Below are 20499 nucleotides of genomic sequence, written 5' to 3' on the forward strand. Positions count from 1 at the left end.
GTCCCAGTATGCGATGGCATGCCGAGTACGCCTGGCTCGGAGACGGAGTGGCCGCCGATGTGCTCATCGAGGCCGACGGAGAACGTTTCACCAGCGTCATGCCCGGTGTCCCGGCCCCGCCGGACGCCGCCCGGCTCCCCGGCCTGACCCTTCCGGGCCTGGCCAACGCCCATTCCCACGCCTTCCACCGCGCTCTCCGCGGCCGCGTCCAGGCCGGCCGCGGCACGTTCTGGACGTGGCGCGAGCAGATGTACAAGGTCGCCGAACGGCTCGATCCCGTCTCGTACCGCGCCCTGGCCACCGCCGTGTACGCGGAGATGGCCCTCGCCGGGATCAGCTGCGTCGGTGAGTTCCACTACCTGCACCACGGTCCGGACGGCGAACCCTACGGCGAGCCGAACGCCATGGGGGAGGCGCTGATCGCCGCCGCCGCCGACGCGGGCATCCGGATCACGCTCCTGGACGCCTGCTACCTGACGGGCGGGATCGGGCAGCCTCTCAAGGGGCCGCAGCTGCGCTTCGGCGACGGGACCGCCGGCAACTGGGCGCGCCGCGTCGACAGCCTCTACGAGGCGACCGGCAAGACCGCCCGCCCGCACGCCCGGGTGGGCGCCGCGATCCACTCCGTGCGCGCCGTGCCGCGCGAGCAACTCGCCTCGGTCGCGAGCTGGGCCAAGCAACACCGGGCGCCGCTGCACGTCCACCTCTCCGAGCAGCCCGCCGAGAACGAGGCGTGCGAGGCCGAGTACGGGGTGACGCCGACCCGCCTCCTCGCCGACTGCGGCGCGCTCGGCGCCCTCACCGTCGCAGTGCACGCCACCCATCTGACCGAGGAGGACATCGGGCTGCTCGGCACCACGACGACGGGCGTGTGCATGTGCCCGACGACCGAGCGCGACCTCGCCGACGGCATCGGGCCCGCCCGCGACCTGTGCGACGCCGGTGCGCCGATCTGCCTCGGCTCGGACCAGCACGCGGTGATCGACCTGTTCGAGGAGGCGCGCGCGGTCGAGCTGGACGAACGGCTGCGCACCCGGCAGCGCGGGCACTGGAGTTCCGGTGAGCTGCTCGCCGCCGCCACGTCCACCGGCCACTACGGCCTGGGCTGGCCGGAGGCGGGGCGCCTGGAGCCGGGCTCGTACGCCGACCTGGTCACGATCGCGCTCGACTCGGTGCGCACGGCGGGCGCGGGGGCGGAGTTCGCGGCCGAGGCCGCCGTGTTCGCCGCCACGGCCGCCGACGTCCGCAATGTCGTGGTCTCGGGCCGCGAGATCGTCCGCGACGGCCGTCATCTCCTGGTGGCGGACGTCCCGGCGGCACTGGCGGCCGCGATCGCCGAGGTGACCGCTGAACCCGAAACCGAGCCCGAGGACTGATCACTTTCCGCTGGAGGGTGCCGCCAGCACCTCCTCGGGACGTCCTTCGGCCCGGACCCGCCCGTCCCGCAGGAGCAGGCAGTGATCGGCGCGGCGGGCCGCGTCGCCGTCGTGGGTGGCGTGCACCACGGTCGTGCCCGCCGCCGTGATCTCATCGATGAGGTCGAGGACGCGTTCGCGCGCGGCGGCGTCCAGTCCGGCGCCGGGCTCGTCGAGCAGCAGCACGTCCGACTCCTGCGCCAAGCCCTGCGCGATGAGGACGCGCTGACGCTGCCCTCCTGACAGGTCGGCGAACCGGCGGCGGGCCAGGTCGGCGGCGCCCACCCGTTCCAGGCAATCCCGGACGACGGCGCGGTCGCGGGCGGTCGTCCGGCGCCACCAGCCGCGGCGTTCCCACCGTCCCACCATGACCGCGTCACGGACCGACAAGGGCAGGGCGACGCTGGCGGCCGTGTGCTGGAGGACGAGTGCCGGACGCCGTTCGCCGTCGCAGTGCACGGTGCCTGCCCACGGCGCGTGCAGGCCCGCCAGGACGCCGAGCAGCGTCGACTTCCCTGACCCGTTGTGCCCGAGCAGGGCGGTGGCCCGTCCGCGGGGCAACTCGGCGGAGACGCCCGTCAGTGCCCGTTTCCCGCCGTAGCCCGCGTCGACTCCGCGCAGCTCGATCGCCGTTCCCACCCATCCACCACCCATGTTGCAAACGATAACGGTTTTCATTATAGGGTGCCGCCATGGATTGGCTGTTCGCACCTTTTGGTGTGTCATTCGTTGAACGTGCGCTGTGGGGCGGTTTGTTGGTCTCCGGCATCTGCGCCCTCGCCGGGACGTGGGTCGTCCTGCGCGGCATGGCCTTCCTCGGCGACGCGATGTCCCACGGGATGCTGCCGGGAGTGGCCGTGGCCTCGCTGCTGGGCGGCGACCTGCTCGCCGGTGCCCTCGCCAGCGCGGTCGCGATGGCGTTCGGCGTCACCGCGCTGTCGCGGTCACGCCGGTTGTCGCAGGACACCGCCATCGGGCTGCTGTTCGCCGGGATGCTCGCGCTCGGCGTGATCCTCGTCTCGCGGTCGGACGACTTCGCCGTCGACCTCACCGCCTTCCTCTTCGGCGACGTGCTCGCCGTCCGGACCCGTGACCTGGTGCTGCTGGCCGTGGCCCTCGGCATCGCGGCCGTCCTCGCCCTCGTGGGGCACCGCGCGTTCCTCGCCCTGGCCTTCGACCCGCGCAAGGCCGCCACTCTCGGGCTGCGCCCCCGGCTGGCGCACGGCCTGCTGCTCGCCCTGCTGACACTCGCGCTCACCGCGTCCTTCCACGTGGTGGGCACGCTCCTCGTCTTCGGCCTGTTGATCGCGCCGCCTGCCGCCGCCGTGCTGTGGGCGCGCAGCGTTCCCCTCGTCATGGCCGGAGCCGCGCTGGCCGGGTCCGCCGCCACGGTCATCGGGCTGCTGGTCTCGTGGCACCTGCGCACGGCGGCCGGGGCGACCATCGCGGCGACGGCCGTGGGCATCTTCTTCCTGTCCGCCTCGCTGTCCGCCACGGTGGCGCGGCTACGCGGCGCGGAGCACGCCTCATGAGCGCGCACCGCATGGCCATCACTCTCGCGGCGGCCGGACTGCTGGCCACCGCGTGCGGCTCCGGAGCGGCCCAGGCCCCGGCGGAGAAGCCGCACGGCTACGTGGAGGGAGCCGAGGAGACCTCCGAAGCGCAGTGGCGGCTCGTTCTGACCGGTGACGACGGCCGCGTCCGCCTCCTGGACCCCGCCACCGAGAAGGTCACCGAGGCGGCCACGGCTCCCGGTGTCACCGGGGCGGGCAGCGACGGGCGCTTCGCCTACGTGACCGTGCCGGGCGGGATTCGCGTGATCGACACCGGGGTCTGGACCGTCGACCACGGAGACCACGTCCACTACTACAAGACCGCCGTCCGCGACGTCGGAACCCTTCCGGGCGCTGCCGCCGCCATCACCGGAGACCCGTCGGTCACCGCGATCTCGGACGGGACCACCGTCCGCGTCCTCGACCGCAAGGCACTGGAGAGCGGCAAGCTCCCGGCCGCCCGCGAGCTCCCGGGCAGCGCCGCCGTCGCGTACGCCGAGCATCTCGTCATCGCCGGGCGTGACGGGACCGTACGGGTGCACGACCGTCAGGGCGCGGAGAGATCCCGCCTCACCGAACGGTGCCCGCAAGCGCGAGGCCACGCGGTGACCAGGCGCGGAGCCGTGCTGGGCTGCGCGGACGGCGCCCTGCTGGTGACCGGGCGGGGCGGCCGCCTGACCGGAACCAAGATCCCCTACCCCGGCCGCGTCCCCGAGACGGAACGGGCGACCGGCTTCCACCACCGGCCGGACACCCCGATCCTGGCCGCCAAGGCGGGCGATCGCGGACTGTGGATGCTCGATCTGGCCGCCCGATCGTGGAAACGCGCGGGCTCGGCTCCCATGGTCGCCGTGAGCGGTACCGGCGAGGATTCTCCCGTCCTGGCGCTCGACGCCGACGGCACGCTGCGCTCCTATGACGCGACCACCGGCAAGGAACGCGACCGCACCGCCGTGCTGAAGAACCCCGCCACGCCGGTGATCCAGGTCGACACGGCACGCGCCTACGTCAACGACTCCGCAGGCCGCCGGGTCATAGAGATCGACTATCGCGACGGGCTCCGCCGTGCCCGCACGTTCGACCTGCCGTCCGCCCCCGCGCACCTGGTGGAGACAGGATGGTGACCCGCGCCGCCGCCGCGTTCCTGCTGCTCCTCGCCCTCACCGGGTGCTCGGCGCTCGGCCCCGACCGTACGGGCATCGTCGTCACCACCAACATCCTCGGTGACGTCACCCGAGCCATCGCCGGCACGGAGAGCACGGTCACGGTGCTGATGAAGCCGGGCGCCGACCCCCACTCGTTCGGCGTCTCCGCCCAGGACGCCGCGCGGATGGAGAACGCGGCGCTGCTGATCCACAACGGGCTCGGCCTGGAGGAGGGCGTGGCCCGCAACGTCGAGGCCGCCCGCGAGTCCGGCGTCCCGGCCCTCGACGTCGGCGCGGGCATCGGCCCGCTGCCCTACCGGACCGGCGCGAACGCGCGGCGGCCCGACCCGCACTTCTGGACCGATCCCGGCCGGATGCTCAAGGCCGTCGACCTGATCACCGCCCGGATCGTCGAGCACGTGCCCGATGCCGACACGGCCAAGATCCGCGCGAACGCCGCCGCGTACCGCGCCCGGCTGACCGACCTGGACCGCTGGATGACGGAACGCTTCGCGACGCTCCCCGCCGACCGCCGCAACCTGGTCACCAACCACCACGTCTTCGGCTACCTGGCCGAACGGTTCGGCTTCACCGTGATCGGCGCGGTCATCCCGAGCGGCACGACCCTCGCCTCACCCTCCGGCGCGGACCTGAAGTCGCTGGCCGACGCCGTCCGCCGCGCGGGCGTCCCGACGGTCTTCGCCGACTCGTCCCAGACCGACCGGCTCGTCCGCGTCATGGCGGCCGAGACGGGCCTGCGCATCCGGGTCGCCTCGCTCTACTCCGAATCGCTCACCGCCGCCGACGGCGGCGCCCCCACCTACCTGCGGATGATGCGCGCCAACACGGGCGCCATCGTCTCCGGCCTCACACAGGAAAGAGAACAATGAAGCGCCTGCTCCTGGCCCTCCCGATCACCCTTGCCCTCGCCAGTTGCGGCGGCGGCTCCGACACCAAGACGTCCACGGCCGCCGCCGCGAAGGCACCGGTGAAGGTCGCCGACCCGCTCGTCACGACCTACGAGGGCGGCCTCCAGATCCTGGACCGCGCGACGCTCAAGGTCGTGCACGACATCCCGCTGCCGGGCTTCAACCGCGTCAACGCGGCCGGTGACGGCCGCCACGTGCTGGTCTCGACGGCCACCGGGTTCCGGGTGCTCGACGCGGCCGGCGCGACTCTGCGAGCCGAGGAGTTCGCCGCTCCCAAGCCCGGCCACGTGGTCCGGCACGCGGGCAGGACCGTGCTGTTCTCCGACGGCACCGGCAAGATCATGACGTTCGACCCCCGCGAGCTCGGCACCGCCCTGCCGAAGGTCACCACCCACACCAGCGAGCATCCCCACCACGGCGTCGCCATCCAGCTCAAGAACGGCGAGCTGGTCTCCACCCTCGGCACCGAGGACAAGCGCACCGGCATCCGCGTCCTGAACCCCCAGGGCACCGAGATCACCCGCAACGAGCAGTGCCCCGGCGTGCACGGCGAGACCACGGCCAAGGACGAGACCGTGGTCATCGGCTGCGAGAACGGAGTACTCATCTACGCCGACGGCAAGATCACCAAGGTCGCGTCCCCGGACGAGTACGGCCGCATCGGCAACCAGGCGGGCCACGAGGAGTCCCCGATCGTCCTCGGCGACTACAAGACCGACCCCGACGCCGAACTCGAACGCCCGGAACGCATCTCCCTCATCGACACCACCACGAACCAGCTCCGCCTGCTCGACCTGGGCGCCAGCTACACCTTCCGCTCCCTCGGCCGAGGCCCGCACGGAGAGGCCCTCGTCCTCGGCACCGACGGCGCGCTGCGCGTCATCGACCCCGAAAAGGCCAAGGTCACCAAGACCATCAAGCTCCTCGCCCCGTGGAAGGAGCCCACCGACTGGCAGGACGCCCGCCCGGCCCTCCACGTCCGCGACCACACCGCCTACGTCACCGACCCGTCCACCAAGAGGCTCCACGCGGTGAACATCGAGACCGGCAAGATCGAAGCCACCGCCGACCTCCCCCAGGCCCCCAACGAGATCACCGGCACCTGACGGCGGGATTGGTATCTTCGGGCGGTATGTCTCTCTTGCGGGTGCACGAGACCGATGACTACTGGCCCGAGTACTCGACCCTGATGATTCGTGATCATTGGGATCACGACCTCGAGGTCGAATCGCGGCCGGAGCTGGAAGCGCTCAGCGAATTTCTTGATCACGCTCAGCCCTGCGGGTCGGTCGCGCGGGCCGGGGACGGCTGGCTGCGGGCCGGCGCCCGGGACGCCGACCGGCAGGTGCGGCTGGAGGTCCACGACCAGGCACCACCCGACGATCTCAGCGACTGGGACGACGTCGTGGAGACCCCTTATCACTGCGGCGTCGGCTCGGTCGTGCTGGACACGGTGATCCCAGGGGACGGGTACGACCATCCCCTGGAGCTCGGTCCACCGGGTTTCTACCGGGCCAGGGTCTCACGCAAGTGCACACCGTCGCAGGTCCCTGGCTTCCAGGCCGAGGAAGGCGATATCTGGCGGGTGCAGTTCTGGCCCGCGCCCGGTGCACCGCAGCCGCCCCGCTGGCTGGCGCGCAGCGAACCGGCTCTAGCCGACGATGGCGACGGCTGGGCCGACATCCTCGCGTGCGTGGGCGGTGACGTCCTCTATGCCGCTCGGGCCGCCACCGCGGTGCGTCCAAGCGGAGCGACCGCGGAGGAGATCGACGCTGCCTTCTTCGCGGGGGAAAGGCCGACCGGGCGACTGGACGAACCCATCTGGCAGGTTCCACCGGAACCGCTGCCGACCGGCCATGCGGATCTGGATCAGAACGAGGCCGACATCTATCAGACCGTGCTGGCGGACACCGAAGCCGAACGGGCCGAGCTTGCGGAATGGGCCGGCCAGCTCAGCGCTCCAACGCCCGCCACTCGGCGAGACCTGCTGTCGTTCCTGGTGGCCGCCGGAGTCCTCACTGCCAGCGAGACCAGCGGCACCATCCGATACCAGGTCGTCCCCGAACCGCCCCGGCCTGAGAACGTCCTGCGGCTGCCAGAAGACCGGCTGTTTGAGATGCGGCAGCAGAACGTCTTCTACCGCTACGCCGAACTGGCCGCCGACATCGTGTCGGTAGCTCAATGGTCCCCGGACTGCACCGCCACCGTCGATGTGCCGGCCCTGGCAGAACGGCTGCTCGCCTCGCCCGAGCTGGTCCAAAGTGCGCTGCAGTACGCGCAGGATGAAAGCCTCCTACTCGTCGACGGCACGCGAATGACCGCGTTGCCACAAGAAGAAGACCAGAACGACAGCGAGCCACTGCCCTTGGCCGCACCCGCCGGACCTCCCTGGACAGCCGGAGACGGACTCGACTCCGAGGACGCAGATGAACTTGGTCTCAAGGATGGCTGGGAGGAGCCCGATTGGAACGAGTCGTTCGCGCTGGAGCAGATCTCCGACTCGGGTGACACGATCGTCCTCACCGACGGTGTGGCGACCACGGAGTTCTTGGTCGTGGGGACGTCAGGGCCGACGGCACGCTCGGGCTATCGGCCACCGCTCGGTGAACCCGCACGGGCGGGCTTCGTCAGCGAGGACGGTGAGCTGGTGGTGTGGCGCGGCGGCCGCCCGGTCACTCTGGCTCGACTCCCCGGCGAGTGCGTGGACCATGCGCTCGAGACCGCGTACGGGATCGTCCTCCACCAGGCGGGCCACAGGGCGATCCTGGTCCGGCCGGACGGCCATGTCCAGCACCTGGCCGACGAACCCGACCACGCGTTCGCGCTCGCCGAAGACGGCCGCCACCTCGCGGTCAGCCGATCGCACGACGGCCGCCGCTCCTCCACCCATCGCCTGCTGCTGATCGATCTGGCCGACGGATCGACCACCACGCTGCCCTGGCCGCGAGCCCGCCAGATCCGGCTCGCGGCGTTCCACCGGGGAGCCCTTTACCTCACCGCCGACGACGAGGACAGTCTGCGCTTGGTCCCCGGGGCCGAGCCCGAGCGGCTGCCCTACACCCCCATCCAGCTCGACCCGCTGAGCGGCACTCTTCTCGCCCACTCCGAGGAACCCGGCCAGCTGGTGATCCTCCCGGACGGCACCCGCCGGCAGATCCGTGTGCACTCCGCCGAGGGTCTCGCGCCAGGCGGAAGCGCCCTTTACGAGTTCCGGTACGAGCCGTCGGCGGTCACCCTCTTCGGCTTGGAGACCGGAGCCTCGGATCCACACGTCTTCTGGCTCCCGCCGGGCACGGAGACCAGCACCCTCGTTCCCGGCCGCCCCGTCTGGGAAGACCGCGACACCTTGCTCTTCACCGTCCCGGACGGAAACTTCGGCGCCGTACGCCTCGACATTCGCACCGGCGAGTTCCAAGAGGTCCCGCTGGTCGGCGGCGCCGACCAGCGGCCGGCTCTGGTCCAACCCCTGCTCACCAAGCACGAGTCCAACTGACGCCCACTGACGGCCGTCCTCAGAAGCTGCGGCGTGGCGGAGGCGAACGGGAATCGAACCCGCCGACCCGAGCTACTCGGATCCCATCGGTTTTGAAGACCGGGAGGGCCACCAGGCACCCAATCGCCTCCGTCGCGGACGATACACGGTCCCGATCTGTCTCGGATGCGAGACGGATCGAGCCGGGGCGGCGTCCGGAACGGAGGGCGCGGATGCGATCCTGGCCGGGTGAGCACTCTGATCCACAACATCGGCGAACTGGTCACCAACGAGCCGGAGCTGGGCGAGGGACCGCTCGGGCTGCTCCGCGACGCGGCGCTGGTCATCGAGGACGGCCAGGTCGCCTGGGTGGGACCCGCGTCGGCGGCGCCCGCCGCCGACGAGTCCCACGACGCGGGCGGCCGGGCGGCGCTGCCGGGATTCGTCGACTCCCACGCGCATCTGGTGTTCGCGGGGGAGCGCGCGGAGGAGTTCGCCGCCCGGATGAGCGGGCAGCCGTACAAGGCGGGCGGCATCCGGACGACGGTGGCGCGGACACGGGAGGCCTCCGACGACGAGCTGCGGGCGAACGTGCGGCGGCTCGTGGACGAGATGGCGCGGCAGGGCACCACGACCGTGGAGTGCAAGTCGGGGTACGGGCTGACGGTCGACCAAGAGGAACGCGCCGTGCGGATCGCGGGGGAGTTCGCCGACGAGGTGACCTTCCTCGGCGCGCACGTGGTCCCCTCGGAGTACGGCGACGACACGCAGGGGTACGTGCGGCTGGTGTCGGGCGAGATGATGGCCGCCTGCGCTCCGCACGCCCGCTGGGTCGACGCCTTCTGCGAACGCGGCGCGTTCGACGCCGACCAGACCCGCGAGGTGCTGGAGGCCGGGATCAAGGCCGGGCTCACGCCGCGACTGCACGCCAACCAGCTGGGCCACGGCCCCGGCGTGCGGCTGGCGGTGGAGCTGGGCGCCGCTGCGGCCGATCACTGCACGTTCCTCAGCGACGACGACGTGGCCGCCCTCGCGGACTCGGAGACGGTGGCGACGTTGCTGCCGGGCGTGGAGTTCTCGACGAGGCAGCCCTACCCCGACGCGCGGAGGCTCATCGACGCCGGGGCCACGGTCGCCTTGGCGACGGACTGCAACCCCGGCTCCTGCTACAGCTCCAGCATGGCGTTCTGTATCGCGGTCGGCGTGCGGGACATGAAGCTGACCCCGGCCGAGGCCGTGTGGAGCGCGACGGCCGGAGGCGCGAAAGCCTTGCGGCGGACCGACGTGGGTCACCTGGCCGTAGGAGCGCGCGGGGACGTGCTGGTGCTCGATGCCCCCTCGTACATCCACCTGGCCTACCGTCCCGGCGTCCCGCAGGTGGCAGCGGTCTTCAAAGCAGGACACCGAGTCTGACCCGTGGCCATCGGCTCAGATCGGCAGACCGATATCCAGCTCCGGCCAGCCGACCTGAATGTCGAAGGGCACGGTCACGTTCAGTGCCCAAATATCACGGTCCCGATGGGTGATGCCGATTTTGGAGTAGCCCGGCTGGGCGCCCAGGAGACCGTAATGCTCGACGATCGTCGCACCCGCCTCATCGAATTGGACGATCAGGTAGTGCGGAATGCCTGCCTTGGCATATTCGCCCATTTTATGAATGCGGTCGCGTGACTCCGACCAGCGCGAGATCACCTCGGCCACGACAAGGGCGTCGGCCGCTTCGAGCGTCTCGAATTGGTTTCGGCAGCGGTGCACGATGACGTCCGGTTTGCGCGTCGCGGGTGGGACGTTCCAGAGGACGACGTTCACCTCGGTGTTGACCTCGTAGCAGGGCGGATTGCCGGTGGAGTACGACTGGCGGTGCTTGCGGACGGCCGCCTCCAGGGCGTTCGCCAGACGGAACGCCGTCTTCTGGTGCGCTCTTCCGCGCTGCTCTCGCTGGACGCGGATGCCGTCGACCAGCTCGGTCTCGCGCTGGATCTCTTCGTCGAGAGCCAGATATTCGTCGAGGGTCAGCGGATCTGGGTGTTCCGGCCAGTTCATTGTCATTGGCCTATCGTGTCGGCTGGATCGTTTAGGGGCCGAGGTAACGGCGGTTTACGCGGATTAGGGGTTTTTCGCGGCGGGCTATGTAGTCGGCGGAGAGGACCTCGGCGACGAAGAGGTGGTGGTCGCCCGCCTCGATGCGCTGGCGGGTCTCGCATTCGAGGGCGGCCAGCCCGTTGTCGAGGATCAGTGCCTCGGACAGCGGGCCGCGGTGGTGGGGCTCGCTGGCGAGCAGAAGGCGGGCGCTCGGGCGGCCCTCGGCGGCGAAGCGGCCTGCCAGGGCGCGCTGGCCGGTGCTGAGGACGGTCGCGGCCCAGCGGTCCTGGCGGCTCAGCACCTCGCTGAGGTAGGAGGTGGACGAGACGCCCGCCAGGACCATCGGCGGCTCCATCGACACCGACATGAACGAGGTGACGGTGGTGCCGAGGTCGTCGCGGCCGTCGCGTATGGTCAGCACGACCACGCCCGTCGCGAATCCGGCGACGGCCTCGGTGTAGTCCGTGGCGTTCAGCTCCACCGTCAGCGGATCTCCCAGCTGCCGGGCAGGGTGAGCGGGCCGGCGGCGGGCAGGCCGAGACGGGCGGCCATGCCGCCGAGCGAGCCCCAGCCGTCGAAGCGGGCGGTCGCCGCGGTGCGGTCCTCGCTGGACTCCGGCGGGCGCAGCCGTTCGAGCGGCGAGGTGTGCGGGTACGGGCGGACCGGCGCGTCGGCGGCCAGCCCGCCCTTCTTGCGGGCCAGGTCGAGCGCCAGGTCGAGGCCGCCCAGCTCGTCCACCAGGCCGTGCTCCTTGGCGTCGGCGCCGGTCCAGACACGGCCGCGCGCCAGCTCGTGCACGCGTTCCTGGGACAGGCCGCGGCCCTCGGCCACCTTGCCGGTGAAGTCGGCGTAGATCTGGTCGAGCGAGGCGTTGACGCGTTCCCACTCCGAGTCGCTGAAGTCCTTGGTCGAGCTGAACATGCGGGCGTGCTCGCCCTCGGCGACGGTGCCGAGCCCCACCCCGACCCGGTCGAGCAGGCCGTTGACGACGGCCTTGCCGACGACCACGCCGATCGAGCCGGTGATGGTGCCGGGCTGCGCGACGATCGTGTCGGCGGCCATCGCCACGTAGTAGCCGCCCGAGGCCGCCACGTTGCCCATCGAGACGATGACCGGCTTGCCCGCCTTGCGGGCCAGGACGACCTCGCGCCAGATCGCGTCGGAGGCCACCGCCGAACCGCCGGGGCTGTTGACGCGGAACACGATCGCCTTGACCCGGTCGTCCTTCACTGCGGCGCGCAGCGCGGCGCCGATGGTGTCAGAGCCCATCGCCACGCCCTGCGTAGGAAGCGGCCCGCCTCGGCCGCTGCGCCCGAGCCTGATCGGGCCGTGCCCGTTGATCAGCGCGACGACGTCCTGCCGTCCGGGCTGGGGCAGCCGCCGGGAGAGCCCGTGCGTGCGGTTGTAGCGCGCCACGTACCGCAGCAGCGCCTGGTCGCCGACCTCCTCGCGCAGGTCGGCGTAGACCTCGTCGCGGTAGCCGAGCCGGTCGACCAGCCCCGCCTCCAGGGCCTCGGCGGCCAGCAGCGGACCCCGGTCGGTCAGCTCGCGGACCCGGTCGGCCGGCAGTCCGCGGGCCGCCGCGATGCCCTCGGTGATCTGCTCGCCGAGCGAGGTGACCAGACGCCGGGACGACTCTTCGTGCTCGGGGGTGTAGGCCTTCTCCATGAAGGTGTTGGCCATCGTCTTGTATTCGTGGCGCTTGGCGAACCGTGGCTGGACGCCGAGCTTCTCCAGAGCGCCCGCGAAGAACGGCTCCTCCAGCGCGATGCCGGTCATGCCCAGCTCGCCGGTCGGCTGCAGGTAGACCCGGTCGAACGCGCTGGCCAGGTAGTAGGGGACGGTGCCCCGGCCGCCCTCGCCGAACGTCTCGGCCCACGCGACGGTGTGCTTGCCCGCCTCGCGCACGGCCGTCACGGCCTCGCGCAGCTCCTGCACCATGGCCAGCCCGAGACCGCCGGTGATCTTGACGACGAGCGCCCGCACCCGGGTGTCGGAGCGGGCACGGCGCAGGCCTTCGAGCACGTCCCGCAGATGCGTGCGCCGCATGGACAGGAGCGCTGCCAGCGGGTCGGCCGGCGGCGTCTCCACGATGCCGTCGGTGAGGTCGAGCTCCAGGACCAGCGGTGCCGTCCGCCGGTCCCGGGCCTGCTTGATCGCGCTGACGACTGAACCCGGATCCACCATGGACCCACCTTATGCGCTCAGCGCGCGAAGGCCTGGTTGGGCACGGTGCTGCCGCTCGCCTGAGCCACCGGACGGCCCTGGACGTCGGTGATGAGGGCGGTGGAGACCAGGCGGGTGCGGCCCGGCTTCACGCAGGTGCCGACGACCGTGTACGTCTCGCCCGCCTGGACGCCGCGCAGGTAGTCGATGGTGAGGTTGAGCGTGAGCTGCGGGACGAAGTGCGCGCCGGTGCTCGCGCCCGCGAAGCAGACCGTGTTGTCGAGGATCATCGCGATGTAGCCGCCGTGCACGCCGCCCGCCGGGTTGCACAGGTGCTCGCCGGGCGTCCAGGCGAGCTCGACGCGGCCGGGCTCGGCGGCCACGATCCGCTGGCCGAGGTGCTCGTCGACGTTGCTCAGCTCCGGGAACCGGCCGTCCCCCATGGCCTGGATGAGCTCCGCCCCGCTCAGGGAATTCCACAGGTCGGCGCTCGCCTGGTCGATGCTCAACGGGTCAACTCCAAATGATCAGTTACCTCTCGTTCGCAAGGGTAACGGTCACCCGGATCTGCTCAGCGTCCCGGTGCTCGTGCCCGTCGCGCCGCCCCCGGCGGTGTACTTGAGCGAGCCCGACTGGAGCGTCAGCGTCAACGCGCCGCCGAAGCAGAAGCCCGTCGTGCCCTGGCTGTCCTTGGGCGTCTCCTGGAACTCCAGCCTGCTCCCGGACGCCTTCATGACCTTCAGGGTGAAATGGCAACCCCAGGTCTCGTAGTCAGCGGTGCCGTCGCTCTTGCCCGCCGCCAGCCGCACCGTGACGCCCGTGGAGGAGCTCCCTTCGACGGTGATCCCGCCGGTCTGGGTGATCGTGCCCTTCCACGTTCCCGCGAACTCCGCCGGAACGGTGTCACCGCCCGTCTGCGCGGGACTCCCGGACGTCGACGGTGGCGGGGACTCGTTCTTGGGCGTCCCGCTCGTGGACGTCGTGCCTCCGGCGCCGGGACGGCCGCCCTTGCCGTCGTCGTCGCCGACCCCGAGGAGATACGCGATGACGCCGACGAGCACGACGATGACCGTTCCGGCGCCCGCGATCGCGAGTGCGGCCCGGCGCGAGCGGCGCGGGGGCTGGTCGACGGGTGACGTCGGCATGGCGGGCGAGTAGACGCCCGGCGCGGGCTGCGGCGAAGGGGCCTGCGGCGGCGCGGCCTGCGGTTGAACGGCCTGCGGCGGAACGCTGTGGCCCGCCGGATCCACCAAGCGGACCATCAGATCGCGTGCCGACGGGCGAGCGGCCGGATCTTTACGGAAGCACTCCGCCAGCAGGCCGGACAGGGACGGCGGGACTCCGGTCAGATCCGGCTCGCCGTTGGCGATCCGGTGCATCACCGCCGGGATGCTGGCGGCCTTGCCGAACGGCGGGCGCCCCGTCGCCGCGAAGACCATCGTCCCCGCCCAGGCGAAGACGTCGGAGGCGGGCGTCGGCGCGTGCCCGGCCAGCCATTCGGGCGCGAAGTACGCGGGCGTGCCGACGAGCTGTGTGTGCGTCTCGGCGTCGATGGCACGGGCGATGCCGAAGTCCACGACGCGCGGCCCGTCCGGCCCCAGCAGCACGTTCGCGGGCTTCAGGTCGCGGTGCACGATCCCCGCGCCGTGGATGGCCGCGAGCGCGCTGGCGGTGTTGACCGCGAGCCGCTGGAGGTCGCCGTGGAGCAACGGGCCCCGCTCGTCGACCCGTTGCTGGAGCGACGGCCCGTCCACGTACTCGCTCACCACGTACGGATGCGCCCCGTCGGCGGCGGAGCCCAGGACCGCGGCCGTGCAGAACGGCGCGACGCGCCGGGCCGCCTCCATCTCCCGCGCGAAGCGCGCCCGCGCCGCCGCGTCGGTGGTCTTGAGCATCTTGACGGCGACGCGTTCCCCGGACGGCCCTTCGCCGAGGTAGACCACGCCCTGGCCGCCCTCGCCGAGCCGTCCCGTCAGGCGGTAGCGGCCCGTCTCACGCGGGTCGTCGGGTTCGAGGGGCAGGACCGCCATCGGGATTCCTCCAGGGCATGCCTAACTGGCCACCCCCCGAGTGACGACACCACCGTACTTTGATCGGTCAGCGGATATCGTCCCCATATGGGAGACGGCGATGGCTGGGGCCGCTGCGAACTGGGGCACACGCACTGGGGGCGGTTCGGGGCGGCGGGGCTGCTGCCGTTCCACCGCGGCACCGACGGCGTGGTCCGGGTGCTGCTCCAGCAGCGTGCGTGGTGGGGCCTCGGCGGCGGTACGTGGGGCATGTTCGGCGGCGCCCGGCACAGCCACGAGGACCCGGTGGCGGCCGCGCTGCGTGAGACGTCCGAGGAGTGCACGCTGGACACCCGGGTAGTACGGGTACATGGCGTCAGCACCGAGGACCACGGCGGCTGGGACTTCGTGTCCGTGGTCGGCTCCGTTCCCCGCATGGTCGCCGTCCGGCCCGCCTCGATGGAGACCCGCAGGGCCGCCTGGGTGCCCGTCGACGAGGTCACCGGCAAGCGCCTCTTCGAGCCGTTCGCCCGCTCCTGGCCCCGGCTGCGGTACGCCATGAGCCGGCTCGTGCTGGTCGTGGACGGCGCCAACGTCGTGGGCTCGCGGCCCGACGGATGGTGGAAGGACCGGGCCGGCGCCAACAGCCGGCTCCGCGACGAGCTGGTGGCGCTGAACGAGGGCGTCTCGGGCCTGCCGGAGAGCCTGGCCGATCTCCTGCCGTTCGACCGGGTCTTCCCCGACGTCGTCCTGGTGGTCGAGGGTGCCGCCAGCGGTGTCGAGAGCGTCGAGGGCGTCGAGGTCGTGGCCGCCCCGCGCAGCGGCGATGACCAGATCGTCGAGCTCGTGCGCGATCCCGAGCCGGACACCAGCTATCTGGTGGTGACCGCCGACCGGGAGTTGCGCAGCCGCGTCGCCGAGCAGGGCGCGGCCGTCACCGGCCCCGGCTGGCTGCTCGACCGGATCAGGCCGTCGCGGAACTGACCTCGTGGCCGGCCTCTTTCAGGACGGCCGTCGCCTCCGCGAGCCGGCGCTCGGGCACCAGCACCAGGTCGGCGTGGTACGTCGAGGCCACGAAGACCGAGATCCCGGCGTCGCCCAGCGGTCCCACGATCGCCGCCAGCATCCCCGGCACGTCCAGCCCGTGCGCGCTCGCGCCGCCGTAGAAGCCGACCCAGCGTGCGGCGTCCGAGTACGGCGCCGCCTCACGGATCACGGTCAGCCCCTCCGGCGCCCGCACCAAGGCGATCCACTCGTCGTCCTCGGGAAACGTCGCGTTCGGCACGTGCTCCACCATGAACTGTGAGGGCACGACTTGGAGCTTCTGCGCGGCAGGAGAGGTCACTCGGGCAGTCTAGGCGGCTCCTTCGGCTCGGCCAGGCCCCCGGCGAGTGAGCCGGACGAGCTGCCGGGCGGCATGTCGATCGGTCCGCCCGCCGTTCCACCCGCCGGGACTCCGGCGGGTGGGCTGTCGGGGGCCTCGGCCGGGGCGTTGGCATGGACGCCGGAGGGGGCGGCGGGAAGGTCGTTCTCGACGGTCGCGGTGACGGCCTCGGGGAGGTCGTCCACGATGCCCTCCGCGGGGTCGTCCGGGACGAGCCAGACGGCGCCCATCGGGGGAACGCGGAGCAGGGCCGACGCAGGCTGGGCGTGCCAAGGTTCGTCGGTGGCCTCGACCAGGCCCATGTTGCCGACGCCGCTGCCGCCGTACTCGAAGGCGTCGGTGTTGAGCACCTCGCGCCACGGGCCCGCGTGCGGCAGGCCGAGCCGGTAGTCCTCGTGCGGGTTGCCGGAGAAGTTGATCACGCAGGCCACGACCGGTGCGCGTTCACCCCCGGCGTCCGTCCCGCGGCGCAGGAACGACAGCACGTTGCCCGCCGCGTCGTTGGCGTCGATCCACTCGAAGCCCTCGGGCTCGTTGTCCCTGGTCCACAGCGCGGGATGGGTCCGGTAGTCGCGGTTGAGGTCGCGGACGAGCCGCCGCACGCCGATGTGGGCGGCGCCGTCGGCGGCGTCGTCCAGCAGCCACCAGTCGAGCGGGCGCTCCTCGGCCCATTCGGCGCCCTGGCCGAACTCGCCGCCCATGAAGACCAGCTGCTTGCCGGGGTGCGACCACTGGTAGGCCAGCAGCACCCGCAGCCCGGCGAACTTCTGCCAGCTGTCCCCGGGCATCTTGCCGAGCAGCGACCCCTTCAGGTGCACGACCTCGTCATGGGAGAGCGGGAGCACGTAGTTCTCGGAGAACGCGTACACCATCGAGAACGTGATCTCGCCGTGGTGGTAGTGCCGGAAGACCGGCTCGTGCCGCAGGTACTCCAGCGTGTCGTGCATCCAGCCCATGTTCCACTTGAAGCCGAAGCCGAGCCCGCCGAGGTGGGTGGGCCGGGTGACGCCGGGCCAGGCGGTCGACTCCTCGGCGATCGTCATGATCCCCGGATTGCGCTTGTAGGCCGTCGCGTTCATCTCCTGGAGGAACGAGATGGCCTCCAGGTTCTCCCGGCCGCCGTAGACGTTGGGCGTCCACTGGCCCTCCTCGCGCGAGTAGTCGAGGTAGAGCATCGAGGCCACGGCGTCGACCCGCAGCCCGTCGATGTGGAACTCCTCCAGCCAGTAGCACGCGTTGGCCACCAGGAAGTTGCGCACCTCGGCTCGCCCGAAGTTGAAGACCAGCGTCCCCCAGTCGGGGTGCTCGCCGCGCGCCGGGTCCTCGTGCTCGTAGAGCGCCGTACCGTCGAAACGGGCCAGCGCCCACTCGTCCTTGGGGAAGTGCGCGGGCACCCAGTCGACGATGACGCCGATGCCCGCCTGGTGCAGCCGGTCGACCAGGTGCCGGAAGTCGTCCGGGTCTCCGAACCGCGAGGTGGGGGCGTAGTACGACGTCACCTGGTAACCCCAGGACGGGCCGTACGGATGTTCGGCGACCGGCAGCAACTCCACGTGCGTGAAGTTCATGTCGTGGACGTACTCGGTGAGCTCGTCGGCCAGTTCGCGGTAGCCGAGGCCGGGACGCCACGAGCCTAGGTGCACCTCGTACACGCTCATCGGCTCGGAGACCCACGACCGCTCCTTGCGCCGGTCCATCCAGTCGCCGTCGCCCCACTCGTACCGTGAGGTGAAGACGCGGGAGCCGGTCTTGGGCGGAGTCTCGGTCGCCTGCGCCATGGGGTCGGCCTTGGCCCGCCAGACCCCGTCCGCGCCGAAGACCTCGAACTTGTAGACGGCGCCGTCGGTGACCTCGGGGACGAAGACCTCCCACACTCCGGTCGAGCCCAGCGACCGCATCGGATGGGTGCGCCCGTCCCAGTGGTTGAAGTCGCCCAGCACCCGGACGCCCCGCGCGGTGGGCGCCCAGACCGAGAAGCCGGTGCCCGTCACGGGTCCGAACGCGGAGGCGTACGTACGGACCCGCGCGCCCAGCGCCCGCCACAGCTCCTCGTGCCGTCCCTCGCTGATCAGGTGCAGGTCCAGCTCGCCGAGGGTGGGCACGTGGCGGTACGGATCGTCCTGGACGACCTCGTGCCCGCCCGCGTACCGGACGGCGAGCCGGTAGTCGGGGACGGCGAGCGGCGGCTCCTTCTGCCCGGATCCGGACAGCGACGCCTCCGGGGGGAGGGTGACGGTGAACACACCCTCGTGGAAATGGCGCATCCGGTGCCGGTCGCCGTTGGGCAGGACCACCTCGACGTTCTCCGCCATCGGGCGCAACGCCCGCACCGTGACGCCGTCCCGACCGGGATGGGCACCCAGGATGCCGTGGGGGTCGTGGTGGTCTCCGCCGACGAGCCGGTCGATCTCAGCGCGCGTCACCCGTGCCATGGATTCATGGCCTCCTCACCGCAGGGGGTCGGACTTCAAGGTAGGACTGCCCGTAGATCGGCATATCTCACTTCTCCGGACCGGTCAGGTTTCGGGGCAACCCGTATGTGCTCTCATGTGTCCTTGAGTGGGTGAGGCCGCCGACGGCCTCGTTGGGAGCTGACGGTTGGACGCGGATTTCCGGGACTGGGCGGCGGCGCGCGTGCCCGCCCTGCTGCGCTACGCGCACCTGCTCACCGGGGACGCCCACCGGGCCGAGGACATCGTGCAGACGGCCCTCACCAGGACGTTGCTGGCGTGGCCGCGGGTCCAGCGCAAGGACGACCCCGAGGGCTACGTGCGGCGGACGATCGCGCGGCTGGTGATCAACGACAGGCGGCGGGCCTGGCGCGAGCTGCTCACCGCCGCTCCGCCCGAGCCGCCGCCGCACCGCGCCGAACCGGAGGAGGGCTGGGCCATGCGAGACGCGCTGGCGGCGCTGCCTCCCCGGCAGCGTGCCGTGATGGTGCTGCGCTACTACGAGGACATGACGGAGGCCCAGATCGCCGACACGCTCGGGTGCTCCCAGGGAACGGTCAAGAGCCAGGCCAGCAAGGCGCTCGCCAAGCTGCGGGCCCGGCTGGCGGCCGCCGAGGCCGCCGAGGCCGCGGAGGTGACACAGTGACCGGTGACCGGACGACCGATCTTGACGGGCGGCTCCGCGCGGCCCTGCGCGACGAACGCTGGGCGTTGCCCGCCCCACCGGACGTGCTCGACGAGATCGAGACGGGCGCCCGGCGCCTGCGCCGCCGCCGGACCTCGCGCACCGCGGCGGGGGCGGTCGCGGTGGCCGCCGCGATCATCGTGGCCGTCGCGCTGACCGGGATGCCCGGCGGCGGGGACGGCGCCCGGCCGCCCCGCCCGATGACCTCGGTCACGCTGCCGCTGCCGGTTCCCGGCGGCCACGCCGACCAGCTGATCGCCACGTCCGACTCGCTCTACGTGCGGGGCGGCGGACGCGTGTACCGCCTCGACCGGGCCGCCGGCCGGTTCGTGGCGGTGTCACCGCCGTCGACCGCGTCGCCGAAGGATCAGCTGCTGGTGGCGGACGGGCGCCTGTGGGTCGCCCCGCGCATCACGACCCCCGGCCGACCCCACAACCTCGATCGGCTCGACCCGTACAGCCTCAAGCGCGGCAACCGGACCCGGCTCGACGCCGGCGACCGGACGACCGGCACGACAGAGGCGACCGGGCCGACCTGGACGACCGGTACGACCGGTACGACCGGGACGGCCGATGGCAGCCTGTGGACGGCCGGGTCGGCGAGCGCGGCGTCGGCCCCGCGACGCCGGGTCTTCACCCTGCGTGATCCCGCCAGCGGACTTCCCCGCCGCGTCGTCCACACTCCCTGGGGGTGCTTGGGGATCGGTGGCGTCGTCGACGTCGACGCGGAGGCCGACAGGGCCGTGGTGTGGTGTGTCATACGGCCCAGCGAGAGCCGCATGGCACTGCTCAGCATGACGGCCGACAGCGCCATCCAGCAGCTGCCGTGGCCGGCGACCCTTGACGTCGTCCCCGCCTGGAACCGCCATCTGTGGCGCGTCGAGCACGCGGGCTGGGGGCTGCGCTTCGTGCATCTCGTCGTCGGCGACAAGGTGGCGGAGGCTCCGGGCGGGGATCTCGGCGCCCTGCCCGCGCCGCCGGACGTCCAGGCCCATGGGCTGGGCTCCAGGCTCTGGATCTACTCGCCGGAGCAGCACCGGCTGAGCTGCTTCGACCGGCGGACCGGCGCGAGGCTGGCGACCTATCCCGCGCCGTACGGCAGCGGGAAGCTCGCGCTCGCGGGCGATGAGAAGGGGGTGTACTTCGCGCACGACGGCAAGCTCACGATGTTGGACGGACCGGACGCCTGTCTCTCCTGAGCGGCCCGTG

18 protein-coding genes and 1 tRNA gene are annotated in these 20499 nt (G+C 71.8%); 10 read left to right on the top strand and 9 right to left on the bottom strand.

Annotated elements, in window-relative coordinates:
* The first annotated feature begins 8 nt into the window (after positions 1-8).
* Positions 9-1376, top strand: a complete 1368-nt coding sequence (locus tag ABD333_RS00350) for a formimidoylglutamate deiminase (RefSeq protein ID WP_344536539.1) — start codon at positions 9-11, stop codon at positions 1374-1376.
* Here the strand turns inward: ABD333_RS00350 and aztA are convergent, their stop codons facing one another.
* Positions 1377-2069: a zinc ABC transporter ATP-binding protein AztA gene (gene aztA / locus ABD333_RS00355; protein ID WP_344536541.1), complete on the bottom strand. Its 693-nt coding sequence runs from the start codon at positions 2067-2069 to the stop codon at positions 1377-1379.
* Between the two features lie 38 nt (positions 2070-2107).
* On the opposite strand from aztA, the gene aztB reads away from it, so the two are divergent.
* From aztB to ABD333_RS00380, 5 genes are read left to right on the top strand one after another with little or no spacing between them, the layout of a single operon-like run.
* Entirely contained in the window at positions 2108-2947 is an 840-nt protein-coding gene (aztB, locus tag ABD333_RS00360) for a zinc ABC transporter permease AztB (RefSeq protein ID WP_344536543.1), read from the top strand.
* Positions 2944-4092, top strand: coding sequence for a WD40 repeat domain-containing protein (locus ABD333_RS00365; RefSeq protein ID WP_344536545.1), 1149 nt, complete (start codon positions 2944-2946; stop codon positions 4090-4092). The genes aztB and ABD333_RS00365 overlap by 4 nt, the downstream gene beginning before the upstream one ends.
* Positions 4086-5003 (top strand): zinc ABC transporter substrate-binding protein AztC, encoded by a 918-nt coding sequence (gene aztC / locus ABD333_RS00370; RefSeq protein ID WP_344536547.1) that lies wholly within the window; start codon positions 4086-4088, stop codon positions 5001-5003. The genes ABD333_RS00365 and aztC overlap by 7 nt, the downstream gene beginning before the upstream one ends.
* Complete coding sequence (gene aztD, locus ABD333_RS00375) at positions 5000-6148, top strand: zinc metallochaperone AztD (protein ID WP_344536549.1); 1149 nt, start codon at positions 5000-5002, stop codon at positions 6146-6148. The genes aztC and aztD overlap by 4 nt, the downstream gene beginning before the upstream one ends.
* A 26-nt stretch (positions 6149-6174) precedes the next feature.
* Positions 6175-8535: a DUF6042 family protein gene (locus tag ABD333_RS00380; RefSeq protein WP_344536551.1), complete on the top strand. Its 2361-nt coding sequence runs from the start codon at positions 6175-6177 to the stop codon at positions 8533-8535.
* Positions 8536-8569: 34 nt separating this feature from the next.
* On the opposite strand, the gene ABD333_RS00385 is transcribed toward ABD333_RS00380, so the two are convergent.
* A tRNA-Sec gene (locus ABD333_RS00385) sits at positions 8570-8666 on the bottom strand.
* Positions 8667-8763: 97 nt separating this feature from the next.
* Here ABD333_RS00385 and hutI point away from each other — a divergent pair.
* A complete protein-coding gene (hutI, locus tag ABD333_RS00390; protein ID WP_344536553.1) occupies positions 8764-9927 on the top strand; it encodes an imidazolonepropionase in 1164 nt (387 codons plus the stop codon).
* Between the two features lie 15 nt (positions 9928-9942).
* Here hutI and ABD333_RS00395 read toward each other — a convergent pair whose 3' ends face one another.
* Genes ABD333_RS00395 through ABD333_RS00415 form a run of 5 tightly spaced genes read right to left on the bottom strand, consistent with a single transcriptional unit; the run spans position 9943 to position 14792 of the window.
* Positions 9943-10557, bottom strand: a complete 615-nt coding sequence (locus ABD333_RS00395) for a Uma2 family endonuclease (RefSeq protein ID WP_344536555.1) — start codon at positions 10555-10557, stop codon at positions 9943-9945.
* Between the two features lie 31 nt (positions 10558-10588).
* Positions 10589-11071 (bottom strand): flavin reductase family protein, encoded by a 483-nt coding sequence (locus ABD333_RS00400; RefSeq protein WP_410557793.1) that lies wholly within the window; start codon positions 11069-11071, stop codon positions 10589-10591.
* 8 nt (positions 11072-11079) lie between these two features.
* Positions 11080-12783: a signal peptide peptidase SppA gene (gene sppA, locus ABD333_RS00405; protein WP_344536559.1), complete on the bottom strand. Its 1704-nt coding sequence runs from the start codon at positions 12781-12783 to the stop codon at positions 11080-11082.
* Positions 12784-12800: 17 nt separating this feature from the next.
* Entirely contained in the window at positions 12801-13271 is a 471-nt protein-coding gene (locus ABD333_RS00410; protein WP_344536560.1) for a PaaI family thioesterase, read from the bottom strand.
* Between the two features lie 48 nt (positions 13272-13319).
* The gene (locus ABD333_RS00415; protein ID WP_344536561.1) at positions 13320-14792 is read right to left on the bottom strand and encodes a serine/threonine-protein kinase; all 1473 of its coding nucleotides are present in this window, start codon (positions 14790-14792) and stop codon (positions 13320-13322) included.
* 87 nt (positions 14793-14879) lie between these two features.
* Between ABD333_RS00415 and ABD333_RS00420 the strand changes: the two genes are divergently transcribed.
* Complete coding sequence (locus ABD333_RS00420; RefSeq protein ID WP_344536563.1) at positions 14880-15755, top strand: NUDIX domain-containing protein; 876 nt, start codon at positions 14880-14882, stop codon at positions 15753-15755.
* On the opposite strand, the gene ABD333_RS00425 is transcribed toward ABD333_RS00420, so the two are convergent.
* The gene (locus ABD333_RS00425; RefSeq protein ID WP_344536565.1) at positions 15736-16116 is read right to left on the bottom strand and encodes an ACT domain-containing protein; all 381 of its coding nucleotides are present in this window, start codon (positions 16114-16116) and stop codon (positions 15736-15738) included. The two genes, ABD333_RS00420 and ABD333_RS00425, sit on opposite strands and share 20 nt — an antisense overlap.
* Positions 16113-18587: a 1,4-alpha-glucan branching protein GlgB gene (gene glgB / locus ABD333_RS00430; RefSeq protein ID WP_344536566.1), complete on the bottom strand. Its 2475-nt coding sequence runs from the start codon at positions 18585-18587 to the stop codon at positions 16113-16115. The genes ABD333_RS00425 and glgB overlap by 4 nt, the downstream gene beginning before the upstream one ends.
* A 166-nt stretch (positions 18588-18753) precedes the next feature.
* Between glgB and ABD333_RS00435 the strand changes: the two genes are divergently transcribed.
* Both ABD333_RS00435 and ABD333_RS00440 read left to right on the top strand, forming a co-directional pair.
* Positions 18754-19251, top strand: a complete 498-nt coding sequence (locus ABD333_RS00435) for a SigE family RNA polymerase sigma factor (protein WP_344536567.1) — start codon at positions 18754-18756, stop codon at positions 19249-19251.
* Positions 19248-20489: a hypothetical protein gene (locus tag ABD333_RS00440; RefSeq protein WP_344536568.1), complete on the top strand. Its 1242-nt coding sequence runs from the start codon at positions 19248-19250 to the stop codon at positions 20487-20489. The genes ABD333_RS00435 and ABD333_RS00440 overlap by 4 nt, the downstream gene beginning before the upstream one ends.
* The last annotated feature ends 10 nt before the right edge of the window (positions 20490-20499 follow it).

The sequence above is a fragment of the Actinomadura fulvescens genome (assembly GCF_039533225.1).
Lineage (GTDB): Bacteria > Actinomycetota > Actinomycetes > Streptosporangiales > Streptosporangiaceae > Spirillospora > Spirillospora fulvescens.